Genomic DNA, 23243 nt, shown 5'->3' with positions numbered 1-23243 from the left:
AAGAGGTACACCCTCTTCCGTTTTTATTTATTAATTCTTTCCTTTAATTCCTGCTTTTCTTCTTCTGTAAAAAAGTTTTGTGCCATGGGGAATAGCACATTTTCTTCCTTAGCAAAGTGATCAACAAGAGTGAAATATGCGTTTTTTATAAGTCCAGCAAGCTCTATCATTTCTTCATCTTTAAAACCATCAGAGTGTGCTGCCTTTAAGAATGTCCCGATGAAGCCTTTTGCCTGGTCATGCTCGTATTCCATTACTGCAATCGGTCCACTTTCCCTACCAATATACTTTTCCATCATGGAGAATAACACGCCCTCTTCCCTCTCTGAATGGGGCTCTAATTCATGAAAAAAGGCTTTTACCTTTTGAGTTAATTCCTGAAACATCTTTTCCCTTGTAGTTTCAACACGCTCTATTTGCTGACATGTTTCAAGGAGTCCATCAAGCATTAAAAGCAATGGAAGATGCTCATTTTTTAATTGCTGTAATCCCTCACATAATTCTACATTTCTATCCATCATTGAGCTCATACAACCTTGCATAGTTCATTTCTCCTTTTAATCATATTGTTACTATAATTATAAGAAAGTAAGAGCTTGTCTGTTGTGATACGTATCACAGAAGCAGAGGAATGGAAACGCTTTTAAAATTTTAAAAATTTTAACAATTAAGGAGGTAATTTTTTATTAAAGCTCATATAATGAAAATATAGAAAGTTTCTTTTGTAAACATGAGAAGTTAGGAGGGGTTAAAATGTATCAATGTAATCTACAAGAATTTTACCCAACCGCATTTATTCGAATTGGAGAGAATGACCAGTCCATGCTAAAAGGAAGTCGATTCATGTCTGAGACTTCTGTACACTGGCTAGTCGCATTAGACGGTCATCCTAGAAATGGCACAGGAGATTTTTATGTTTGGAACGTTCTTGTCTACCTAGCAGACATTCATGGGAACTTTGAGTTAAGTCAACCACATTATTGTACGGAAAGTTATTCCTGCTTTGAACAGGCTTGCAATACGGCGAAGGATTTAATGATTAGTGGACTTAACGACGAGATGATGAAATACACAGTTAGAGTACGAATAAGCTAACAAGGTTATAATCAATACTTTTGGCTTTTCCTTTTTAGGCTACTATGTGAAAATTTATACATAACGCAAAAATAAGATGGAATTCATAGAGGTCTATCGAAGATGTTGAAGTGATTCTATCATTGATAGCTATATAAGTAGTTTTCAACAAACTGAACTATCTCTAAATGTTGCTTATCGGTTTTATTCTTTTCAAGTTCCTTTAGCCGCTTTTTCGCCTGCAAAACAACAGGCTGCAAAGTAGGACGGGCCCCCGCCTCTTTCACTGTTAATTCTCCATTTAATATATCAATGGCTGCCTCCTGAACTTGTACATCACTTGTCAAATAGTAGAGTATCCCAGCTAAATACGATGTTCGATCCATACTGTCTCCTCCAATCTATTAATAGTACCTATATTAATAGTAACGGAACGCTCGTTCGTTTTCAACTATATTATCGGAATCTTTTAATAATTCACATTTTATACATAAAATAATAATCTACATAGTAAATTCTAGTTTTTTATCAAAACACTAGTGTTTCAGGTAAGAGTGAGAAAAATGATTAAAGTTGAGTAATGGCGGTAGAGGTTTGGACATGGATAACATGGGATTTCGTCCAAAGTGGGGCTCATTCGGACTCTTGATCATGAAAACCCTTCTGCCCTTGTCCGAATACGGTGTTCATTCGGACTCTTAATCCTAAAACCCTTCTGACATTGTCCAAATACCGCGCTCATTCGGACACTTCATCCCTAAAACCCTTCTGCCCTTGTCCAAATACCAGGCTCATTCGGACACTTCATCCCAAAAACCGTTTTGCCCTTGTCCAAATACCGCGCTCATTCGGACTCTTGTTCATGAAAGCCCTTCTGTCCTTGTCCGAATACGGTGTTCATTCGGACTCTTAATCCAAAAACCCTTCTGCCCTTGTCCAAATACGGTGCTCATTCGGACTCTTGATCATGAAAACCCTTCTGACATTGTTTGAATACGGTGTTCATTCGGACATATAAACCCAACTAGCTTCATTCTCCGAATACGAGTTTGATTCAGACATAACAAACAAAGACACCCATCATATCCAATGAAGGTGTCTTTCTTAATCAGTTATTCACCATTAAGCTAATCGAAATACAATTCCATGGCCACCTTTCGGATATTCCCATTTAATATTTTGATATGGACAACCAATTCGGCAGCTTCCACATTCGTGGCACCCCTCGTACCCCACTTGCATTCTTGTCCCTTCCCACTTATATACTTCCGCTGGGCAGAATACGGTACAGATTTTATCGGGGCATTTTGTCATACAAACATCGTGGTCAAGCACTGTTAGATGGGATTTTGTATCACACTTAAAACGCAGTAAGTACTGTTTTTCCTCGATTGTTTTCGTTGACATTATTTCACCGCCTTCCAAGCACGATAGACATCTTGAATGACTTTAAACGTTCCTTTTGTCCCAGTTACACTTCTCATGATTTGTTTTTGTTTTTCACGCTTTGGTGTTCCGTCGACCGTAAAGAACTTACTCATTGCCTGGTTCACCATTGGAATATACTCTTTAAAATACTGAGGATGATGCTCAAATGTATGGGCAGCGTCTTTATATTTTTCTAGATCCTTCATAATAAAGCTATTGTATAAAGCTTCGCGGTAACTATTTAAACTTGCCTCACTAAAATCATTTCTTTCCTTCGCACGAATGATGGCTTCAGCTGCCATTTTTCCTGATGACATAGCCATATTTGAGCCTTCTCGATGGATAGCGTTTACTAATTGTGCCGCATCTCCGACAACTACAACCCCATTACCTGCCACTTTTGGTACCGAATGATATCCTCCTTCCGGAATTAAATGTGCTAAATACTCAGCAGACTCCCCACCCGCAAGTAGTGGTTTTACCATAGCATGATTTTTCAAGTAATCTAACAAATCATACGGTTTGAGCTTTGCTTTTATCATGCTGGATAGGGTAGTACCTACGCCTATATTAATACTCTCCTTATTCGTATAAATGAAGGCTGTACCAAGGTTCCCCTTTGTTGAATCACCAAAGATTTCTATTGTACAACCCTGGTTTTCCTCTAGATTAAAGCGATCGTTAATCTTCTCTTTTGATAGATTAATAACCTCCATTACCGTTAGAGCTACTTCATCAGGGCGAAATTCTTTATGAAAGCCAAGCTGCTTGCCTAACAGAGAGTTTACACCATCAGCTAATACGACTACATCCGCATACACATCTCCATCAGGACGATCGGTTCGAACACCTACCACTTTTCCATTTTCTACAATACACTCATTGGCTACCGTTTCATTGATGAGCAATACCCCTTGTTCCACTCCTTTTGCTGCAAACCATTGATCAAACGGTGCTCTTAATACGGTGAAATTATTATAAGGCTCCTTTCCCCACTCTAACCCTTTGTAGCCAAAGGAGACGGTAGACTCCTTATCCATCATCCAGAAGCGTTGTTCAATAACAGGTCTTTCTAATGGCGCTTCCTTCCAGAACTCAGGGATGATCTCCTCCATTTGTTTCCTGTATAATACGCCTCCCATTACATTTTTACTACCTGGATACTCCCCTCGCTCGAGTTGGAGCACCTTCAAACCATTCTTTGCACAGGTATAGGCACATGAAGTTCCTGCAGGTCCAGCACCCACAACGATTACGTCAAATTTTTCAGGCATAACTGATTTCACCACCCTTTTCTGTACGTATTTCTTTAAATTGTTGGATGAGTTTCGGAAGAATTTCCATAGCATCCCCTACAATTCCATAGGTTGCGACATCAAAAATAGGAGCACTTGGATCCTTGTTAATAGCGATTATAATTTCTGAATTCTTCATACCGACTACGTGCTGAATAGCGCCTGATATACCAACTGCGAAATATATTTTAGGTGTTACTGTTTCACCAGTTTGCCCAATTTGCAACTCATGTGGGAGCCATCCTGCTTCTACCACATCCCTCGTACCACCTACACTCGCACCAATCACTTCCGCGAGATCATATATTAATGAGAAATTTTGCTGATCTCCTAAACCCTTTCCACCGCAAACAATGATATGTGCATCCGCAAGATTGGCTCTTTTAGTTACATCTTTTACCACTTTGAGCACTTTAGTTCTCATATCTTCTTCATGCAATTCGATATCTTCTTCAATGATTACTCCCTGTCGCTCTTTATCTGGTTCAAGAGCTTTCATTACTTTCGGTCGAACCGTTGCCATTTGTGGGCGATGCTTTTTACATAAAATCGTTGCCATAATATTTCCACCAAAAGCTGGTCTACTTGCCTCCAATAATCTTTTTTCAAGGTCGACATCAAGCATGGTTGTATCTGCTGTCAAACCCGTACTTAAATCGGTCGCAACTGCACTGGCAAGGTCCTTTCCATTTGGCGTGGCTCCGTATAAAAATATTTCAGGACTGTACTTTTCGGCGAGGAGTACCACGGCCTTCATATAAGATTCTGTTCGGTAATCCTCTAATACTGGATGATCAATTACATATACTTCATCCGCCCCGTATGAGATGACTTGATTACTAAGGGCTCTAACATCTTTACCTAGTAGGACTCCCCCGAGTGAAACACTTAGCTTATCGGCTAACTTTCTTCCAGCTCCAAGCAGTTCTAACGAAACACCTTCAATCTCACCTTCATTTTGTTCTATGAATACCCAGACACCACGGTATTCTTTACTCATTCCAAGCACCCCCATCATCGATTATTAATGTGTATCACTTCACATAAAAAAGCTCTTTTTTCTCTTCAAGTAAGCATTTGATCAGCTCTCTTACTTGTTCATCTGAAGAGCCCTCTAAACGCTTCCCACCTTCATGCTTTGGAGGTGTAAACATTTTACCAACGATGGTAGGTGATCCCTTAAGCCCTAGCTGTGTACGGTCCACATCTTCTAAATCGTTTACCGTCCAAACAACTGGTTCGTACCTTGCAGCTTTTAACATATTAGGAAGAGGAGAATATTCAATCTCATTGATTTCTTTTTCGACAGTCAATAAACATGGCATTTGAATTTGGAGCAACTGGTAACCACCTGACAGCTTTCTCTTAACAATTACACTTTGCTCTTTTTCATTAAGCTCTGTTACTTCGATCACGTTCGTAACTGGAGGAATATCTAATCTTCTTGCAATTCCAGGTCCCACTTGCCCCGTATCTCCATCAATTGCATGCTTTCCACAAAGGACCATATCAATCGGTCTGATACTGGCGATTTTATCTAAAGCCTTCGATAATGCGTAGCTAGTTGCTAATGTATCTGCACCAGCAAATGCACGGTCAGAAATTAAATATCCCTCGTCAGCACCAATTTCCACGCTTTTTTTAATAATCGCATTTGCTTGTGGTGGACCCATTGATAAAACAGAAATATATACATCATCTTTGATGAGACGCTTCATCCGAACTGCTTCTTGAACAGCATGTGCATCGTACGGATTTAAAATAGCTGGTGCACTTCGACGATCAAGTGTATTCGTCTTAGGATTAATCTTAATGATCTTTGTGTCAGGTACCTGCTTGACACACACTACAATATGCATAAAAATCCCCTCCTTAATGACTAATGGCTAAATCACCTATATATATTTTGCAAAGCTTCGTAATAACGATATATGTCTCGTTTTACGGGCATAGTACAAACAAATTAATTGATATTTTATGTGAATAATATAATATTGTATGCGTTTTCAAAATTGGTATAATATGAGTTGAAGATTTCTTACGGAATCTTCATTTTTGTATATTTACATATATAAATGGTGGGGGTTAACGACTATGATGGAATAACAATTATTTTTTGAAGGGAATGATACAATACTTACCATTATAGTTACTATATTAAAAGAAATTGAATATTTTCCATATGATAAAAATCACAGATGTCATGTAAAAATCATGTATGTAATTATGTGACTTCCAGATTTACCTACATAGAAACGATTTATTGTATAATAAAAAACAAGGATCAATAATAATGGAGGTGACTTAATGGAAAAACAACTTGTTCATGAAGCTATTCAAATGAATTTAGAGAACCATATACAGCACAAAAAATTACCGAAAAAGAGTATTATCAAAAGAGCCATTTTTATTTTTATTGGAGCTATTCTGATGGCTGTAGGATTAGAAATTTTCCTTATACCTAATCAGATTATGGATGGTGGAATCGTCGGGATTTCAATCATTTTGTCTCATATTACTGCTATTAAAATTGGTCTAATTATCTTCATTTTAAATGTTCCATTCTTTTTCATCGGATATAAACAAATTGGAAAAACCTTCGCACTATCTACACTCTTCGCTATCACCATATTATCAATCACAACCGTATATCTTCATCCTGTTCCTGCTTTTACTGATGACATCCTGTTAGCAACCGTATTTGGAGGAATTGCCTTAGGGGCAGGTGTAGGGATCGTAATCCGTTATGGAGGTTCACTGGACGGTACAGAAATCCTTGCCATATTAATTAATAAAAAGGTTCCTTTTTCTGTTGGAGAAGTGATTATGTTTTTTAATATTTTTATTTTTGGAACCGGGGGTTTTGTGTTTGGATGGGACCGAGCGATGTATTCGATTCTAGCTTATTTTATTGCTTTTAAGACCATTGATATCGTTATTGAAGGGTTAGATCAATCAAAGTCTGCATGGATCATTAGCGATAAGTATAAAGAAATTGGTGATGCGATTTTGGCCCGACTCGGACGGGGTGTCACCTTCCTAACTGGAGAAGGAGCCTATACAGGAGACGATAAAAAGGTGATCTTCTGTGTCATTACACGACTTGAAGAAGCAAAGCTCAAGCTCATTGTAGAGGATCTTGATAGTAATGCCTTTCTAGCTGTTGCAGACATTGCCGAAGTTAGAGGCGGTAGATTTAAAAAACGAGCCATCCATTAGATTAACCTACAAAAAAGGAAGGAGCGCAATCGTCTCCTTCCTTTTCTATCTATTTAAACGCATATGATGTTATTAGGCCAAACAAACATAGCTTGTTTTCTGGTAATTCTTATCTCTTTTTTGCTCTTCTTCTCTTTTGATAAGCATTGATATTCAAAAATTAGCTTATCCAGCTCCTGACTACACTCAATTGTCTCTTCCCCACCTAGACCATTTGCTTGTGCAGATTCAATCATTTTCTCTCTCATTTGTTGAATCGTGGCAAGCATTTCACTGCTATTCTGCTGCACCCCGTTAACCTCCTAATACTCCTTAAATCCCCAAATAAAAATTGATCACTTGATGAATTATTACAAGAATTTGAATAAAAGTAAATAGAATCGCAAAATAAGACAAATTTTTCTAAATATTTCTGAATACGACAAAAAACACCCTAAAACTCCTATTACTTTTCGACAATTATCGATTTTATGCATCAAAAGTAATAAAGACACTAGGAGTATAGACTCTAGTGCCTTGAAAACTATTATTAAGCTTCTATTTCACTCTTTTCGTAGATTGGAACCCATCCTTCAGTTGTTACAAAAATACGGATGGCAACTACTTTTCTATCCTCTTGCAGGGTAAAATAATGTCTAACATTCGGTGGTACTGAAATAAGATCTCCAGGGTTTAAAAACACCTCAAAAAATTCACCATCTAAACCTTGGATAATAAACACTCCATGTCCACTAACAATAAAGCGGACCTCATCGTCTGTATGATGGTGTTCTTGTTGGAAGTTCGTTAATAATTGCTCTAGATTTGGAGTGTGTTCAGCAAGAGAAATAACGTCTTGTGCTTTGTATCCACGCTTCTCTGAAATTTCTGCAATTTCAGTTGAGAATGCAGATAGGATTTCTGCTTTCTCTTCATCCGTTAAAATATATTTCTCTTGAAGATTGCTAGGCAGTTTTGTAATATCCCAATGCTCATAGATTACCTCTTGAGATTGTAAAAACGCTGCCACTTCTTTTTGATCTCTAATCTCTTCTTTTGTACTTTGAAATACGATATGTGCCAATTTTTTCATTCTCCTTTAATATTTTATTTTTTATATTCTAAAAGTCTTAGATGATAGCGAAATAAAAATTCGGATGCTTCTAGTAGTTTTTTTGCCTCGAATGCATTTTTCCCCCACACCGTTATTCCATGATTTCTGATTAACACTACGCCTTTATCCTCTTTTACATGCTCACTAAACTCCTGTGCTAATGTAGGAATATGTGCTGGATTACTGATGATTGGGATCCTAAGGACGGCATCTTCTTCCCATAAATCAAAAGCTTTAATTAGCTCTTGACCCGTGAAAGTTATTTCAGCTTGATCACCATATAATTCAGATATGATATTATTTTCAACGGTATGAACATGTAAGCTGCAACCGGCTGATGTTTTTTGATAAATTTCTACATGTAAGAGTGTTTCAGCAGAAGGCTTCAAATGCGTCTCATCTACTGGCTTTCCATTGCCATCAACAAGTAAAAAATCTTCTGACGTTCTTTTTCTCTTATCCTTACCACTTGCTGTTACAAGGAATTGTAAAGGATCGTCACTAACTTTTATGGCTAAATTCCCGCTCGTTCCCATAAACCAATCTCGAACAGCAAGCTCATCCTTCACATCAGCAAGTTCATCCCAACGTTCTGTTAACAGGCTCATCCAATCAACTCCTCAACCTTCGACATATGTTTGATCACATCATAGAAATCAACAAACTCTCTATGATTCAACCCATACTCTTTTGATTTTTCTAATAAAAACTCTCTGGCAATGACAAGATCAGCCTGCTTTGCTGCTTGCAAATCGGTTACTGAATCACCAATAACTACTTTGTAGAAATCTTCTTTAAGTCCACGTATAATACTAGGTTTACAGCATCCACAATCATTTTGGCATTGCTCATCACATGCATTTGGCCAAAGAATATTGATATATTCACCACTAAAATCAGCAGCATTACAATACACTCCTGAAAAAGGGCCGTAAGCTTGTAAAATGGGATATACAAAAAAATCAATGCCACCACTAACAATATACAAGGGAATATCCTGCTCTTTCAAAAACTTCACAAAATCAGGAAATCCTTCGCGAATTTTAACATTTTCAATCGCATACGTAATGATTTCTTCTTTTTTTAAAGAAGGAAGCAAAGAGAAAAGCTTTCCCACTCCTTCTCTTATTGAAATACGCTCAGATAATATGTCGTCTTTTAGCGCTTCCCATTCGGGAGGTGCAAATCTTTTCATAATGGCAATAATGTTATCCTTCTCAGTAATCGTGCCATCAAAATCACAAAATACAGCTATTTTCTTGCTCATGATGGTTTCGCCACCTCAGTAACTCCCCATAGTTCGATCGCGGTTGCTAGTTCAGGATATTGCTGCGAATTTTCTCTCAATGGCAATCCTTGTTGACTTAACTCGATCGCTTGGCGGAAAGCAAGACCTCCGCCTTTCGCACCAGCCGGATGCCCATGAACGCCACCACCAGCATTAATGACACTATCTAAGCCAAAATCTTGTAGTAAAAGTGGAACAAGTCCAGGATGAATACCAGCTGATGGCACTGGGAAGCTCTCATTCATAGGTGCTGATTGATCTGTTAATGCTTCAGCAATCGATAATGCTGCTTTCTTTTCCAAAGCCACCGAACCGTATGGAGATGGGAATAAAGACAAGTCGGCTCCAGCGTAACGCAACAATTTTCCAAGTAGTAGGGAATGAGAAATTCCGTATACATCAGACGAAGTGAGTGCTCCACTCACAGCTGGATGTGCCATAATCGGAAGATCGACACCCTCTTCTTCGCGTAATTCCTGAAGAACATCAAGACCATATGCAAACACATTAAATAATAGTAAGTCCGCACCAAGTTCTTTTGCTCTCTTAGCTTTGTCAATTAATTGAGACGTACGTCCTGTCAAATTCACAGCATATAAGGTACGATGTCCTGTTTCTTCATAGACCTGTTGCAGAACTTCTCTTCCACCAGTAATTCTTTGTTCAAAAGGAGTTAATGGGTTGTCAAAAAGTATTTCATCATCTTTTACAAAATCGACTCCACCCAATGCCTGTTCGCGCAATTGGCTGAAAAGGAATGAAAGATCTCTCCCTAGAATTCCTTTAAAAATACTCATCAATAACGGACGATCATATACCCCAAGCTTCTCTCTTAGACCATTAATACCAAACTTAGGACCTGGAAAAGCCGCTTTTAACTCTTTTGAAAAATCAAGATCTAACAGCTTAATCTTCCCGTCAAGAGACAGCTTTCCAAACACCGTTGTTAAAATAGCTGGAAGATCTAGCGAAAAGTTATTTGAAGGGTAGGCGATTTTTAACACCGCTACCGTTTCATTCGTCTGTTCATCTATGTGTAATTTTTCTGTGGAAATAACTCTACCTTTATATTTTTTCAATTGTTCTTGCTCAAGCTTTTGTAATTGAGTCCATGAACCAACCGTTAAACCAAGCGCAATTTCCTCTGCTTTTTTCTCAGGGTTGTGTTTAGCGTCATGCACCAAGTACGTTGCGATGATCTCACTCATTTGCTTTCGTCCTTTCTCTCTTATACGTATAGACATAAAAAAACCTCTTCTTGTCATCAGGAAGAGGTTAGTATCGTAAACTAACATCTCCTTATCTATCAGCATTTGCTGCAAGAATTAGCACCGTGCTTACAAACCTTGTAAGTCGGTTGCCGGGCTTCGTCGGGCTCGTCCCTCCACCTGCTCTTGATAAGAAAACGAATGTTTTCATTATGGAATTATTGTTTATACTTTCAATTGATTTTGATTATTCCAGAATTTAATTCGACTGTCAATACATTAACTAAAAATTTGGAGCTTTGATATTCTTTCAACCGCTTCTCGCAAACGCGCTTCCGAGGTTAACAGCCCCACTCGTACATAGCCTTCTCCCCATGAACCAAACCCAACTCCAGGGGCAACAGCAATATGTGCTTTTTCTAGTAATAGATCTGAAAATTGTTCCGATGTATAACCGGTAGGAACCTTTAGCCATGCAAAAAATGACCCCTCCGGAGCTACTACATTCCAACCTAATTCTTGAAGTCCTCCGATAAACACGTTTCTTCTAGATTCGTACAATGCATTTAACTCTCGTACACAACTTTGAGACTCAGTTAATGCTGCAACTGCCGCTTCTTGGACAGCTCCAAAAAGACTTACATATAAATGGTCTTGCAACAAATTAAGAGCTGAAATGACACTTTCATTTCCAACCGCAAAGCCTACTCTCCAACCAGCCATATTATACGTCTTAGATAACGTATAAATTTCAATCCCGACGTCTTTTGCACCCTCTGTTTGTAGGAAACTAATCGGTTTATGACCATTAAAGCCTATCGCTCCATATGCAAAATCATGAACAACACAAATCTCGTGCTCTTTGGCAAGCGCGACTGTATCCTCGAAAAAATTAGCATTTGCTATTGCGCCTGTCGGGTTATTCGGATAATTTAAGAACATAAGCTTTGCCTTTTCTAGCTCGCTATCTGATAGAGCCGTATAATCAGGAAGAAAATGATTTTCTTCTTTCAATGGCATGGTAATCATTTCTGCTTGTGCAAGAGCTACCCCCGACCAATAGTCAGGATAACCCGGATCAGGGACGAGAACATGTTCACCTGGATTTAATAGGCATTGTGGGATTTCAACAAGCCCAGCTTTTCCTCCAAAAAGGATGGCAACTTCTTTTTCTGGATTGATATCTACGTTATATTCTCTTTTATAAAATGTCGCAGCCGCCTCTTTTAATGACGCGAAGCCTTGGAAGGGAGAGTATTTGTGATTATTCGGATTCTCTGCAGCCACTTGCAGGGCTTTTACGATATGTGAAGCTGTCGGTTGATCAGGGTTTCCCTGACCCAGGTTTATCACATCATGACCATCTCTGATCTGCTTATTTACTTTTGCAACAAGTGAAGCGAAGAATTGTTTAGGTAAGCTTTTTAATAATTTTGATTGAGGATATATCATCATTTTTCCACCTACTTTATATTTTCGGGCAATTGGCAATTTTTATATTGAAAAACTAGTCACAAATGTATATCGTAAATGACAACTTGTAAAGTATTTTTACTATTTTTTTTTTAGAAAAGGTGGTTTCTTATGAGAGTTTCTTGTATTCAGATGGACATAAGCTTTGGAAATGTAGAAGAAAACTTTCAAAAAGCGGAAAGATTAATAGAGTCAGCCATGGCTGAAAAACCTGACTTAGTCATCCTTCCAGAACTGTGGACGACAGGCTATGACTTAACCCGACTCGATGTTCTTGCAGATGTGGAAGCAAAAAAGAGCATTGAATTTTTGCAAAAATTAGCTAAACAACATCGTGTGCATATTGTTGGTGGCTCTGTTGCTTCTCAAGAAAACAACGGTGTGTATAACAAATTGCTTGTCATAAATAACGAAGGTGAACTTGTTTCCACATACAGCAAAGCGCATCTTTTTAAACTAATGAACGAGCATGAACATCTTCAATCTGGAAGTACAAAAGGCATATTTGCGCTCGACAATCACTTATTTGCAGGATTGATATGCTATGATATTCGCTTTCCTGAATGGATTCGGGCTCATACGACAGAAGGAGCGGAGACCATCGTGGTGGTTGCTGAGTGGCCTCTCCCTCGTTTGAACCATTGGAGATCTTTATTAATTGCTAGAGCGATTGAAAATCAATGTTTTGTCATAGCATGTAATCGTTCTGGCTCAGATCCTGACAATGTGTTTGCTGGTCATTCTTTGATTATTAATCCTTGGGGGGAAGTAATTGCAGAGGGAGACGAATATGAATCCATTGTTACTGGTCTAATTGATTTAGCAGAAGTGAAGAAAGTCCGTAACATGATTCCGATATTTTCAGACCGCCGGACAGACTTATATTAAAAACTATTGACAACTTTAACACTATGCTGATATGATTCTCATCAGTAAATATTAACTGAAAATTACATCTCTTATCAAGAGTAGGCAGAGGGATTTGGCCCGATGAAGCCCAGCAACCGACCGTAATTCCATTGTGAAATGGGGCGCTATCGATTTAGCGCCGGATAATATCCGTAAGGCACGGTGCTAATTCCAACAGAAAGAAATTTCCTTTCTGGTAGATAAGAGGTTTGTTGACTACAGCCTCAAACCTCTTTCTAGCAGAAAGAGGTTTTTTTATGCAATAGGAGGATAATCATTATGTCAACAGTAGTACAAGAAACTTATCAACCATTAACAGAAGAAACAGCCATCTCACTAGCAAAAGAGAGAAATTTATTCTCCGAAAATAGTACTCTATCGTGTACAGAAATAGGAGATGGAAATTTAAATTTAGTTTTTCATATTAAAGATCAAGATCAAAAAGGCATCATTATAAAACAAGCTCTTCCATATGCAAAAGTAGTAGGAGAATCATGGCCCCTCACTTTAAAACGAGCAACGATAGAAGCAGAAGCATTAAAACTATTTAAAAAGCACGCTCCTGAATTTGTTCCTGAAGTGTATTATACGAACGAAGTGTTAGCAATAACGATTATGGAAGATTTATCTCATTTAACTATCGCTAGAAAAGGGTTAATTGATGGAAACGAGTATCCCCTGCTTGCAAGTCATCTTGGAACATACTTAGCCAATACAACTTTTTTCACATCGGAGTTTGGTTTGGATAAAGGTCAAAAGAAAGAGCTTGTTAGAAAATTTATTAACCCAGAATTATGTAAAATTACTGAGGACCTCATTTTCTCAGATCCTTACTTTGATGCAGAGACAAATGATTTTGAACCACAGCTTACTTCAACAGTTGAAAAACTATGGAAGGATACAGATTTAAAACTTCAAGTAGCGTTACTGAGAAAAAGCTTTTTAACCGAAGCTGAAGCACTTTTACATGGTGATCTTCATACAGGCAGCTTATTTGTGTCGAAGGAAGAAACAAAAGTAATTGACCCAGAATTTGCATACTTTGGTCCTGTAGGTTTTGATATGGGTCAAGTAATTGCAAATTTATTGTTCCAAGCTATTGCCTTCGAAGAAAAATCACATGCGGTATACTCACATGTAAGAACGTTCTGGAATGTGTATGAAAATCAATTTTCAGTCCTATGGGAACAAGACAATTTAGAACCATTTGCCCGTATTGACGGTTTCCTTTCTTCTACTCTACAAAAATACTTTCAGGATGCGGTTGGATTTGCTGGGTGTGAACTTATAAGAAGAACAATCGGTCTTGCCCATGTTGCGGACTTGGATGGTCTTTCGGATGAAAAGGAACGAATTGCTGCGAAAGAAAAATCTTTAGCGTTAGGAAGAACATTAATTCTTAAGCGTAATGAATTCACATCCATTGAAGAGTTAGTTACATTTTTACACACAAAAAAATACGAGTAGAAGGAATTCTCTACTCGTATTCTTACTATTGTTTAAAGCCAGCTCCTTCTAGTGTAAGGAGCTTTTCCTTTATATCTGTACGCGTTCCTGCATAGCCAGTTAGCTTTTTATTTTTCCCAATAACTCTATGACATGGAATAATAATAGGAAGACGGTTCGCTTTATTCGCCTGTCCGATCGCACGAACGGCTTTACTATTCCCTATCTTTTCTGCTACTTCCTGATAGCTGTATGTTGTTCCAAATGGAATCGAGTGTAGGACCTTCCAAACAGAGCATTGAAACTCAGTTCCTTCCATCTGAAGTGGTAAATCAAAACCCTTTCTTCTCTTTGAAAAGTAGTCCTCCATTTGCTGCACCGCTTCTTGTACTAGTTCATTTTCAAGTGAAAGGATCAACTGATGACCATTTTCGTGCTTCTGAAAATCCTCTTCTCCAATATGAACGGCCGATACTAGTTCATTTTCTACTACTATATAAATGGTGCCTAACTCCGATTCAACCGTTCCATACAATCTATTCATACATGATTCCACCTTTATTTTCCTACTGGTAAATACACATGAAATACCGTCCCTTTTCCAACTTCACTTTCAACTTTAATCGTCCCCTCGTGCTCTTCTATAATCCGATAAGAAACCATAAGACCTAGGCCTGTTCCCCTCTCTTTGGTCGTATAGAACGGCTGACCAAGCTTTTTCAGTTTTTCCTCCGGTATTCCATAGCCTTCATCCTTTATGGAAATATGTATCCGATCATCAGTTGTTTGATTCATTGAAATCGTAATATATCCGCCGCTCGGCATAACTTCTATGCCATTTTTAATCATGTTAATAAAGACCTTTTTCAGCTGATTAGGTTCACAGATTAATGTTGGTAAATCATCATCGTAATGAAGGAGGAACTGAACATTGTACAAAACAGCTTGTGCACTTAATAGATTGACCGTTTCAGACATAATCTGAGTAATACTATGATCCACAAATTTGATCGCTTGTGGTTTTGCTAATATTAAAAATTCATTTATAATCGCATCAATACGATTCAGTTCTGTTGAGATCACATCAAAGTACATGGAATGCTTTCCTTCACTAGAGTCCTCTAAAAGCTGAATAAAACCTTTCAACGCAGTCATCGGATTACGAATTTCATGGGCAACTCCAGCTGCCAACTGACCGATTACACTAAGGGTATCAGATTTATGAAGATTCGCCTCCATTTCAAGCTTTTCCGTAACATCCCTGAAGGTTGTTAAACTTAGGTTACTTACTACATTTTGCTTCGTAGAATACTCATAATGCAAAGTCTTCCCACTTCTTGTCGTTAATGTTAACGTACCTGTTGCATGACCTTCAAGCATGAGATTTTTCATAACTTCATTTAACTCTTCATCCGGAAAATGACAATTGATCAGTAAATCACGCATTGTTTTTCCGACAACTTCATATTTATTTGCTTTCAAGTACTTTTCACCGGCAGGGTTCACATCAATAATTCTTTGATTTTCATCCCATAATAACATTCCGTCAAGAGAACCTTCAAAAATTTTCCGGAATTTTTGCTCACTCTCTCTTAACTTTTTTTCCATTTGATACCGTTCAGTCACATTTCTAAAAATGGTCATATGATATCCATCAACGACAAAAAGCTTGGTTGAAAACTCCAGATATTTCATTTGACCATTGTACATTTGAAATAGTAATTCGTCTCGAATGGAACCCCTTCTGTTTAAGTCCTGTATGATGGTATGATATTTTTCATCCTTTTCGTACACAAAAGCATCAATTGGATATTGCTTTAATATATTAAGGCTACATTCAAATAAGCGACAGGCTGCATCGTTTGCGTCAATGATACTCATATTTTCATTCCAAAATATAATCGCATCAAGAGATTCTATAAAAAATGATTTAAATAGATCCTCAATTGGTATCTCTATATTATTTTTATTCATTTGATTGATTCGCATATTCTCCATACCTACACTTGAAAGGAACGTATTCACGGTATCTCTCCTTAAAAAGGACTTCTTAATTATGAATTCTACACTATTCCTAAAACTCCTCTATAGGAAAAAAGAACGCTTTCTGATGAATGCGTTCTTTTTCATTTTTTCACAGTTCTATATCTTAAAATTAGAAACCATCGCATTTAACTGGTCTGCAAGTTGAGATAATGATTGGATATTGTCTGATATCCCTTCCATAGACTCGTTCGTTTGAAGTACGGAGGCGCTTGTTTCTTCAATTCCTGCTGCCGATTCTTGTGAAACAGACACAATTGATTCAATAGACTTATTCATATATATCGTTTGTGAGGAAATTTCATCCAAGCTCGTAGATATCTCTTTAACATGTGTGGACATCTCATTCACCGAATGATAAATTCGATTAAACGTCTCACCAGTAACATTAATTTGCTGTGTACCTCTCTCCACTTGATCATACCCGTCCTTTAAGGAGTTCACCACGTCATTTGATTCCACTTGAATGCCATTCACGATATTAGTAATATCTCCTACTGAAAGAGTTACTTGTTCTGCTAATTTACGAACCTCATCTGCAACAACTGCAAACCCTCTTCCATGTTCGCCTGCCCTCGCCGCCTCAATGGCTGCATTTAATGCAAGTAGATTGGTTTGCGATGCAATATCTTGTATTACTTTCACAAGCGAGTTAATCTTCTTTGTTCTCTCATTTAATCCTTGAACCTTTTCCACAGAAGAATTCATAATCTCATTAATCGTCTTCATCTGTGCCTGAGATTTCTGCATTAAATCATGACCTTGATTGGTCAAGCTTAGTACATGATTAGAGGAATCTTTTATCACTGTCCCACTATTGGTTGCCTGATCTACCTTTGTTAAGTAAACATCCATCATTTCTGCCAGCGTTGAAGAAGAGTGCGCTTGCTCTTCGGCTCCTGCAGATAATTCCTCCATAGTAGAGGCCACCTGCTGGCTAGCTGCCTTTACTTCCAAAGAAGCAAGTGTTAATTCACCACTCCTGTCATTTACCGCCGAAGAAACAGCACTAATCTCTTGAATCATGGATTGTAGCTGGTTTTTCATCGTGTCTATCGCTTTACTTAAATCTGTAATTTCATCTTTGTCACTTGTCTGAATCAATTCAACATCTAGATTTCCATTTGAAATTTCATTTGCAACTTCCACTATTGAATTTAATCTACTTGAGATTGCTCTTGATACAAGAAGAATAGTAATAACACCTATTGCAGCAGATACGATAATAGAAATAACTAGCACCACCAACACAGTGGTTAAACTAGCTTTTGCAGTTGAAACTGAATTGGAGGATTCCTTTTTTAATTCTTCCGAAAGATCATTAAGTCTTACGACTGTCTCATAAACAATATTATCTACCTGCAACTTACCAAGACGGTACTTATACTCGTTCCCTGCTTGCAGTTCGGTAACAATTACATCGGTAAAAAGATCGGTGATTTTCTGATCATTTTTACCAATTTCTGAGAAGATTGTTTGGGTTTTTTCTGATTGTAAAGCTGGTTGAATTTCTTTTTTCAGATGATCAAATTCCTTTGATATCTCGTTAAACTGATCAACATGTCTAGTTTTTGTATCAACTATGTAAGTACCAATCATGCTATTCTTTTGATGAAAAATAGCACTAGCTTCAGAGATCATGACTGCCTTTTCGCCAGCTGCCTTTACATTCTCCATTTGTTTGTTTGCTAATGTTAAAAGGGTAAATGATATGGTTGTTGAGGCAGTAAACAAAATAAGCATTAACACAAGAGCTGCTCCGTATTTTTGCCCTAGTCTTAATGAATCCCACCTACTTTTAAGAGGAAATCTTGAAGGAAATTGAAAACTATATCTATTCCTATTATTACTTGATGTCCTTTTTCGCTTTAATAAACTTAAGAGTCGATTTTTTACCCTAAACATGTTATACTCCCCCGTTTGTCCTGTTCTTGTTAGATAATCTTACAAGTCTATTTTCCTATATATAGTTACTTTTACTCATTATAATAAAGAAATTTTGAATTTGAAATACAAATTGTAAAAATATTTCGAACCTAAAAGTAAAAGGAGCAAAGTAGTTAACTTTGCTCCTCCCTATTATAATAATGGATTTTCGTGCTTTGCCTTCAGACGTTGCCATCTCGCTTCAATTTCCTTACCAAAATCATCAAGCATTGGTTTGTTTTCTTCTTTCAGTAAGTGTTTGGTTTTACCCATGTAGGCTAACCAATCTGACAAAGGGATACGCTTTTTCTTATCTTCCGGATTGTACGTAATGGTCGTTTCCCTTTGTTCCACTTCATATAGAGGAAAGAAACATGAATTTACAGCTGCTTCCATAATAGTTTGACCAAATCTTTCCTCAGACTTCCAGTTTAATGGGCAAGTAATTAAGATCTTTCCATAAACCGTTCCCACGTTTTGGGCATACCACTGAGCTTTTGCCGCTTTTTTAATCAAGTCTTGTGGAAATGCTTCCGTACCAGTAAACACATACGGAATATTTGTAGAAGCCATTATTTGTGCTGTATCTTTATGATGGAATGCCTTTCCTTGCTGTGCTTTCCCTACATTGGTTGTGCTCGTCATATGACCCATTGGAGTAGAATATGACATTTGTGACCCAGTATTCATATACCCTTCATTATCATACTCAAGCATAATTAGTTTATGATTTCTTAGGGCCGTTCCAATTGCAGAACCCATACCAATGTCCATCCCACCATCACCAGTAATCATCACATATGTGACATCATCTGAAACCGATACTTCTCCTCTTTCCTTTAACTCTAAAAATGCTTCAAGTGTACCAGATAGAGTTGCAGGGCCATTTTGGAATAAATTATGAATCATGGTTTGCTTATGTGATGAATGTGGATATGCAGTTGTGACAACATATGCACAGCCTGTTTGGAATAAAACCACCACATCTCCTTCTATCCCTTTAAAGAATAGCTCGAGTCCTGGGAAGATGCCACAACCAGGACACGCACCATGTCCTGATGCTAGTCTCTTTGGCTTTGTCGTCAAAGCACGTAAAGGCGGAATTTTCACCTTAAGCTTTTTCGTTTCTTCATCTTGTTTCACTTCAATTAATCCCGTTTTAAATGCATCACCATACTGAGGTTCAATAACTGGTTTCAGCACATGTTCAACTTCACCAGGTAGATGACCATAATAATCAAACGCCTTTTCAACATAGCCTTTTTCCTTTGCATCAAGTGCAAGTTTAAAGAACTCCGCCGCATCATCCGCGTAAAAATCCTTGCCTCCAAGTCCGAACACACGACTTAATACAAGGGTTTGATTTTCTTTATCCTCCTGTAAAGCAGATTTCACCTCATGAGTAAGGTTTGGTCCGTTTGCACCATATGAATCTGCTCGTTCCCCAATAAGGAGTGCTTTTATATTTTTCAGTGCCACACGAATCTGTTCAGATGGGAATGGCCGAATAATATTCGGACTGATTACTCCAGCTTTTATTCCTTTAGCGCGGAGCTGGTCTACTACATCCTTTGCAGATTCTGCCGCAGAATTTAATAAGAATAAAGCAACTTCTGCATCCTCCATTCCGTACAGGTCAAGTACGGGATATTCCCTACCTGAAATTTTTTTGTACTGCTCTGCTACCTCTTTAAAAACATCGCCTGCCGCATACATTGCTTCGGATTGCTGGAAATGATTGTTTAATAGATCATCACCATTCATATGAGCTCCGATCGTGACTGGTTTTTTCGGATCTCGAGCAAAATGATACTCAGTTGGGCATTCTCCTACAAAATCTTGTACTACTTTTCGATCTTTAAAATAGTTTACCTTACGCTTTTGATGAGAAGTAAAGAAGCCATCATAAGCGACAATCACCGGTAATCTAACCTTTGAATGCTCAGCTATTTTTAGAGCCATTATGTTCATATCGTATACTGCCTGAGGCGTTCTTGCCGTTAATATCACCCAACCCGTATTTAACGCAAAATATAAATCAGAGTGATCTCCTCTTATATCTAACGGTCCACTAATAGATCTAGTAACCAGATTCATAACCATCGGGAATCTGGTGCCAGATTGTACCGGGAGCTGTTCAAGCATATACATTAATCCATTTGCACTTGTAGCATTAAACACACGTGCACCTGTCACAGCTGCTCCGTAACAAATACCCGCAGAACCATGCTCTCCATCCGCTGCAATCAATTTAATATTATGTTCTCCACGAGCTTTCATCTGATCTAAATACTGTGCCACCTCTGTTGATGGGGTAATCGGAAAGTATCCCATTAAATGATAGTTGATTTGAGCTGCTGCCATTGCGGCCATTTCATTCCCAGATTCAAATGTAGCTAATTGTTCAGGCAAACCCATTGCTTGTAATTCTTTTTCTAAAGTTGCCATTACCTTACACCCCCTACAAATGGAAAATATTGTTTTACTGAATGTTCTTTTGCATAACCAATCATTTCTCGAAGGTCATTTAATGCTTCTGTCGGACAAGCCTCAACACACTTCAAGCAACCTTTACAATATTGATAGTCAATCCCCTTAAGGAAGGTCTGTTTTCGGCCTCGTTTATCTTCTCCTTCTTCCCAAACGAAGCAGTAGTCAGGACAAACTGTATCGCAAGCAGCACAATTGATACATTTTTCTTGGTGGAATTCTGGAACAAATCCTTGTCTAGAGCCACTTAAATCCTTCAAAATACTATTCGCTTGAGAAATCATTACTCCCCCAATAGCCTGTGTGTTATATCCGAGCTGGGGTACAGGTCTAGTAAAGGATCTTCCTTCTGCATGTTCTGGTACCTCGTAAGTTTTGAATTGCACATCATTGTATCCACGATCAAATGTACGAATATTCGGTTCAACTAAGTGTGGATATTTCTTTTCAAACGTTTTTCGAATCACATCCCTCATGGAATCAGGATTTAAAAAACTACATATGCGGAATAAGGCACCTAGCATAGCAGTATTCACTTTTGTCTTTTCTTCTACGGCAATGCCAAGTGCATCAACGATGGCCAATGTACCATAGTTTAGTTTCAAGTCTTTTTTTACGTCATCAAAACCTCTTGTTGAATTAACCAATACAATACCGTCACCAGTTAAACCACTTACCACATCAACCGTTTTATATAAAGCCTCATGAAAAACCCCAATTACATGAGGCTGCTCTATTGGACTATGGTCTCTAATGGCGACTTCAGCATCGCAAAACCGGATAAAGCTTTTTACTGGTGATCCTTTCTTTTCTGATCCATAAGAAGAAAAGTTTGAACCATTCAATCCGTGCCCAAGCACCCCAGATTCAGCTAACATTTTTCCGGCTAAGTTCGCACCTAATCCTCCGATAGATTCCAATCGGATTTCAAAAAAACCTAACTCATTTTTAACAGGTAAAATTGACATAAGCTCCCCCCAAAACGAAATGTAATTGTTTAAATTTTAAGGCAATGGGCCATTTTACGCTGTGATAAATATCAAACAATTGCTATATTTTTATGAAACAGCTACATTTTTTTATGATATTCCCTCTATAATTAAGAGAAATCCGTTATATAACAGATAAAACAATGTACTATTACAGAAGCAAAAGCGGGTTGGCAAAAAGTGTCAGGTTTTATGACTAGAAAAAGAGGGTAAGAAATAGTAGACTTTCGGAAGGAGGATAAGATGAAAAAACGAGACTACTACTTTGATAATGCAAAATTTATTTTAATCTTTTTTGTTGTGTTTGGTCACTTAATCCAATCGTTCATTCAAGACCACCATACGGTTTATACTATATACAAAACGATATACACCTTCCATATGCCAGCTTTCATTCTTATCTCAGGCTACTTTGCTAAAGGATTTCAGAAGGAAGGCTATTTGCGGAAAATTTCCTTTAAACTAATTATTCCTTATTTAATTTTCCAACTAATCTATTCGGTTTTCTATTTCTTCTTAGATTCAAAAGAGACTTTTGTTGTGGACCCCTTTGATCCCCATTGGTCACTTTGGTTCTTAATCAGTCTTTTCTTTTGGAATCTATTTTTGTTTATTTTTACGAAAGTGGATAGAAAAATCGCTCTTACAATGGCTGTTATACTCAGTTTACTAGTTGGGTATCTAGATTGGATGACGAATTATTTAAGTCTCTCAAGGACATTTGTATTTTTTCCACTCTTTTTACTTGGGTTTTATTTAAAAAAGGACCATTTTAAAATACTTACAAGTGCACCGTTCCGAGCAGCATCATTTATTCTATTTGCTATCGTCTTCACAGGTTTTTATGTAGCACCTGATATGAACTATCAATGGTTATTTGGATCAAAACCATACGAGGCATTAGGCGCAGAGATCTATACTGCACCTATCATGAGGTTTGGGCTTCTTTTGCTTAGTACTTTACTGGTTCTAGCCTTTTTCTCACTCATTCCTAGAAGGCAATTATTCTTTACTCCCTTTGGAAAGAATACCCTTTACGTCTATTTGCTTCATGGATTTATTGTTCAGCCGTTTCGACATAGCGAGGTACAAGAATATTTCTATAATATGGAAACCTTCTTTCTACTTCTATTAATTTCTTTTGTTATTACAGTGTTGCTCTCAAGCAAGCTTTTTACAACCTTTGCACAGCCTTTAATCGAACTAAAAATGTCACACATGAAGAAATCCTTTATAAGATTTCAGCAATATATAGAAAAAAGGAAGCTCAGTCATTAAGACTTCGGCTTCCTTTTTTCTATGTGTATGTATGTTATGTTTTCCCTTCTCTATATTTGGAGAAAATATGATAAAATAGAATGA

At 37.7% G+C, this 23243-nt stretch carries 22 protein-coding genes and 2 riboswitches; of the genes, 5 read left to right on the top strand and 17 right to left on the bottom strand.

Going from position 1 to position 23243, the window contains the following annotated elements; all coding sequences use genetic code 11:
- Nucleotides 1–23 precede the first annotated feature (23 nt).
- Complete coding sequence (locus ACQ5H4_RS04090; protein WP_430773730.1) at nucleotides 24–542, bottom strand: hemerythrin domain-containing protein; 519 nt, start codon at nucleotides 540–542, stop codon at nucleotides 24–26.
- Nucleotides 543–753: 211 nt separating this feature from the next.
- Here ACQ5H4_RS04090 and ACQ5H4_RS04085 point away from each other — a divergent pair, with 211 nt between their 5' ends.
- On the top strand, nucleotides 754–1095 hold the full coding sequence (locus ACQ5H4_RS04085; RefSeq protein ID WP_430773729.1) for an SAM domain-containing protein: 342 nt from the start codon (nucleotides 754–756) through the stop codon (nucleotides 1093–1095).
- A 119-nt stretch (nucleotides 1096–1214) separates the two neighbouring features.
- Here ACQ5H4_RS04085 and ACQ5H4_RS04080 read toward each other — a convergent pair whose 3' ends face one another.
- The 5 genes from ACQ5H4_RS04080 to ACQ5H4_RS04060 all read right to left on the bottom strand — a co-directional run bounded on the left by ACQ5H4_RS04080 (nucleotide 1215) and on the right by ACQ5H4_RS04060 (nucleotide 5656).
- Nucleotides 1215–1460, bottom strand: coding sequence for a hypothetical protein (locus tag ACQ5H4_RS04080; RefSeq protein ID WP_430773728.1), 246 nt, complete (start codon nucleotides 1458–1460; stop codon nucleotides 1215–1217).
- Nucleotides 1461–2196: 736 nt separating this feature from the next.
- Nucleotides 2197–2481 carry a ferredoxin family protein gene (locus tag ACQ5H4_RS04075; RefSeq protein WP_066058155.1) on the bottom strand — a complete coding sequence of 95 codons (285 nt, stop codon included), beginning with the start codon at nucleotides 2479–2481 and terminating at the stop codon, nucleotides 2197–2199.
- Nucleotides 2481–3776 (bottom strand): FAD-dependent oxidoreductase, encoded by a 1296-nt coding sequence (locus ACQ5H4_RS04070; protein WP_430773727.1) that lies wholly within the window; start codon nucleotides 3774–3776, stop codon nucleotides 2481–2483. The genes ACQ5H4_RS04075 and ACQ5H4_RS04070 overlap by 1 nt, the downstream gene beginning before the upstream one ends.
- Entirely contained in the window at nucleotides 3769–4797 is a 1029-nt protein-coding gene (locus ACQ5H4_RS04065; RefSeq protein ID WP_430773726.1) for an electron transfer flavoprotein subunit alpha/FixB family protein, read from the bottom strand. Before ACQ5H4_RS04065 ends, ACQ5H4_RS04070 begins: the two co-directional genes overlap by 8 nt.
- A gap of 34 nt (nucleotides 4798–4831) precedes the next feature.
- Nucleotides 4832–5656 (bottom strand): electron transfer flavoprotein subunit beta/FixA family protein, encoded by an 825-nt coding sequence (locus ACQ5H4_RS04060; protein WP_430773725.1) that lies wholly within the window; start codon nucleotides 5654–5656, stop codon nucleotides 4832–4834.
- Between the two features lie 481 nt (nucleotides 5657–6137).
- Here ACQ5H4_RS04060 and ACQ5H4_RS04055 point away from each other — a divergent pair, with 481 nt between their 5' ends.
- Entirely contained in the window at nucleotides 6138–7016 is an 879-nt protein-coding gene (locus ACQ5H4_RS04055; RefSeq protein ID WP_430774052.1) for a YitT family protein, read from the top strand.
- 53 nt (nucleotides 7017–7069) lie between these two features.
- On the opposite strand, the gene ACQ5H4_RS04050 is transcribed toward ACQ5H4_RS04055, so the two are convergent.
- The 6 genes from ACQ5H4_RS04050 to ACQ5H4_RS04025 form a co-directional block, all read right to left on the bottom strand.
- Nucleotides 7070–7306, bottom strand: a complete 237-nt coding sequence (locus tag ACQ5H4_RS04050; RefSeq protein ID WP_430773724.1) for a Spo0E family sporulation regulatory protein-aspartic acid phosphatase — start codon at nucleotides 7304–7306, stop codon at nucleotides 7070–7072.
- Between the two features lie 239 nt (nucleotides 7307–7545).
- A complete protein-coding gene (locus ACQ5H4_RS04045; RefSeq protein WP_430773723.1) occupies nucleotides 7546–8088 on the bottom strand; it encodes a 1,2-dihydroxy-3-keto-5-methylthiopentene dioxygenase in 543 nt (180 codons plus the stop codon).
- 14 nt (nucleotides 8089–8102) lie between these two features.
- Nucleotides 8103–8717 (bottom strand): methylthioribulose 1-phosphate dehydratase, encoded by a 615-nt coding sequence (locus tag ACQ5H4_RS04040; RefSeq protein WP_430773722.1) that lies wholly within the window; start codon nucleotides 8715–8717, stop codon nucleotides 8103–8105.
- Entirely contained in the window at nucleotides 8714–9376 is a 663-nt protein-coding gene (locus ACQ5H4_RS04035) for a 2-hydroxy-3-keto-5-methylthiopentenyl-1-phosphate phosphatase (protein ID WP_430773721.1), read from the bottom strand. Before ACQ5H4_RS04035 ends, ACQ5H4_RS04040 begins: the two co-directional genes overlap by 4 nt.
- On the bottom strand, nucleotides 9373–10605 hold the full coding sequence (locus ACQ5H4_RS04030; protein WP_430774051.1) for a 2,3-diketo-5-methylthiopentyl-1-phosphate enolase: 1233 nt from the start codon (nucleotides 10603–10605) through the stop codon (nucleotides 9373–9375). The genes ACQ5H4_RS04035 and ACQ5H4_RS04030 overlap by 4 nt, the downstream gene beginning before the upstream one ends.
- A gap of 88 nt (nucleotides 10606–10693) precedes the next feature.
- A riboswitch (SAM riboswitch) is annotated at nucleotides 10694–10801 on the bottom strand.
- Nucleotides 10802–10884: 83 nt separating this feature from the next.
- Entirely contained in the window at nucleotides 10885–12060 is a 1176-nt protein-coding gene (locus tag ACQ5H4_RS04025) for a pyridoxal phosphate-dependent aminotransferase (RefSeq protein ID WP_430773720.1), read from the bottom strand.
- Between the two features lie 129 nt (nucleotides 12061–12189).
- Here ACQ5H4_RS04025 and ACQ5H4_RS04020 point away from each other — a divergent pair, with 129 nt between their 5' ends.
- Nucleotides 12190–12966: a carbon-nitrogen family hydrolase gene (locus tag ACQ5H4_RS04020; protein WP_430773719.1), complete on the top strand. Its 777-nt coding sequence runs from the start codon at nucleotides 12190–12192 to the stop codon at nucleotides 12964–12966.
- Nucleotides 12967–13034: 68 nt separating this feature from the next.
- Nucleotides 13035–13194, top strand: a riboswitch (SAM riboswitch).
- 72 nt (nucleotides 13195–13266) lie between these two features.
- Nucleotides 13267–14454, top strand: a complete 1188-nt coding sequence (gene mtnK / locus ACQ5H4_RS04015) for an S-methyl-5-thioribose kinase (protein ID WP_430773718.1) — start codon at nucleotides 13267–13269, stop codon at nucleotides 14452–14454.
- Nucleotides 14455–14479: 25 nt separating this feature from the next.
- Here mtnK and ACQ5H4_RS04010 read toward each other — a convergent pair whose 3' ends face one another.
- The 5 genes from ACQ5H4_RS04010 to ACQ5H4_RS03990 form a co-directional block, all read right to left on the bottom strand.
- Complete coding sequence (locus tag ACQ5H4_RS04010; RefSeq protein ID WP_430773717.1) at nucleotides 14480–14977, bottom strand: methylated-DNA--[protein]-cysteine S-methyltransferase; 498 nt, start codon at nucleotides 14975–14977, stop codon at nucleotides 14480–14482.
- Nucleotides 14978–14991: 14 nt separating this feature from the next.
- Entirely contained in the window at nucleotides 14992–16458 is a 1467-nt protein-coding gene (locus ACQ5H4_RS04005) for a PAS domain-containing sensor histidine kinase (protein ID WP_430773716.1), read from the bottom strand.
- Between the two features lie 117 nt (nucleotides 16459–16575).
- Nucleotides 16576–18381 (bottom strand): methyl-accepting chemotaxis protein, encoded by a 1806-nt coding sequence (locus tag ACQ5H4_RS04000; protein ID WP_430773715.1) that lies wholly within the window; start codon nucleotides 18379–18381, stop codon nucleotides 16576–16578.
- A 174-nt stretch (nucleotides 18382–18555) separates the two neighbouring features.
- Complete coding sequence (locus ACQ5H4_RS03995; RefSeq protein ID WP_430773714.1) at nucleotides 18556–20850, bottom strand: thiamine pyrophosphate-dependent enzyme; 2295 nt, start codon at nucleotides 20848–20850, stop codon at nucleotides 18556–18558.
- The gene (locus ACQ5H4_RS03990) at nucleotides 20850–21860 is read right to left on the bottom strand and encodes a 2-oxoacid:acceptor oxidoreductase family protein (RefSeq protein ID WP_430773713.1); all 1011 of its coding nucleotides are present in this window, start codon (nucleotides 21858–21860) and stop codon (nucleotides 20850–20852) included. Before ACQ5H4_RS03990 ends, ACQ5H4_RS03995 begins: the two co-directional genes overlap by 1 nt.
- A gap of 264 nt (nucleotides 21861–22124) precedes the next feature.
- Between ACQ5H4_RS03990 and ACQ5H4_RS03985 the strand changes: the two genes are divergently transcribed.
- Nucleotides 22125–23159, top strand: coding sequence for an acyltransferase family protein (locus tag ACQ5H4_RS03985; RefSeq protein ID WP_430773712.1), 1035 nt, complete (start codon nucleotides 22125–22127; stop codon nucleotides 23157–23159).
- Nucleotides 23160–23243 lie beyond the last annotated feature (84 nt).

The sequence above is a fragment of the Bacillus coreaensis genome (assembly GCF_050586445.1).
GTDB classification, from domain to species: domain Bacteria; phylum Bacillota; class Bacilli; order Bacillales; family Cytobacillaceae; genus Robertmurraya_A; species Robertmurraya_A coreaensis.
This window is presented reverse-complemented; position numbering and strand designations above follow the sequence as displayed.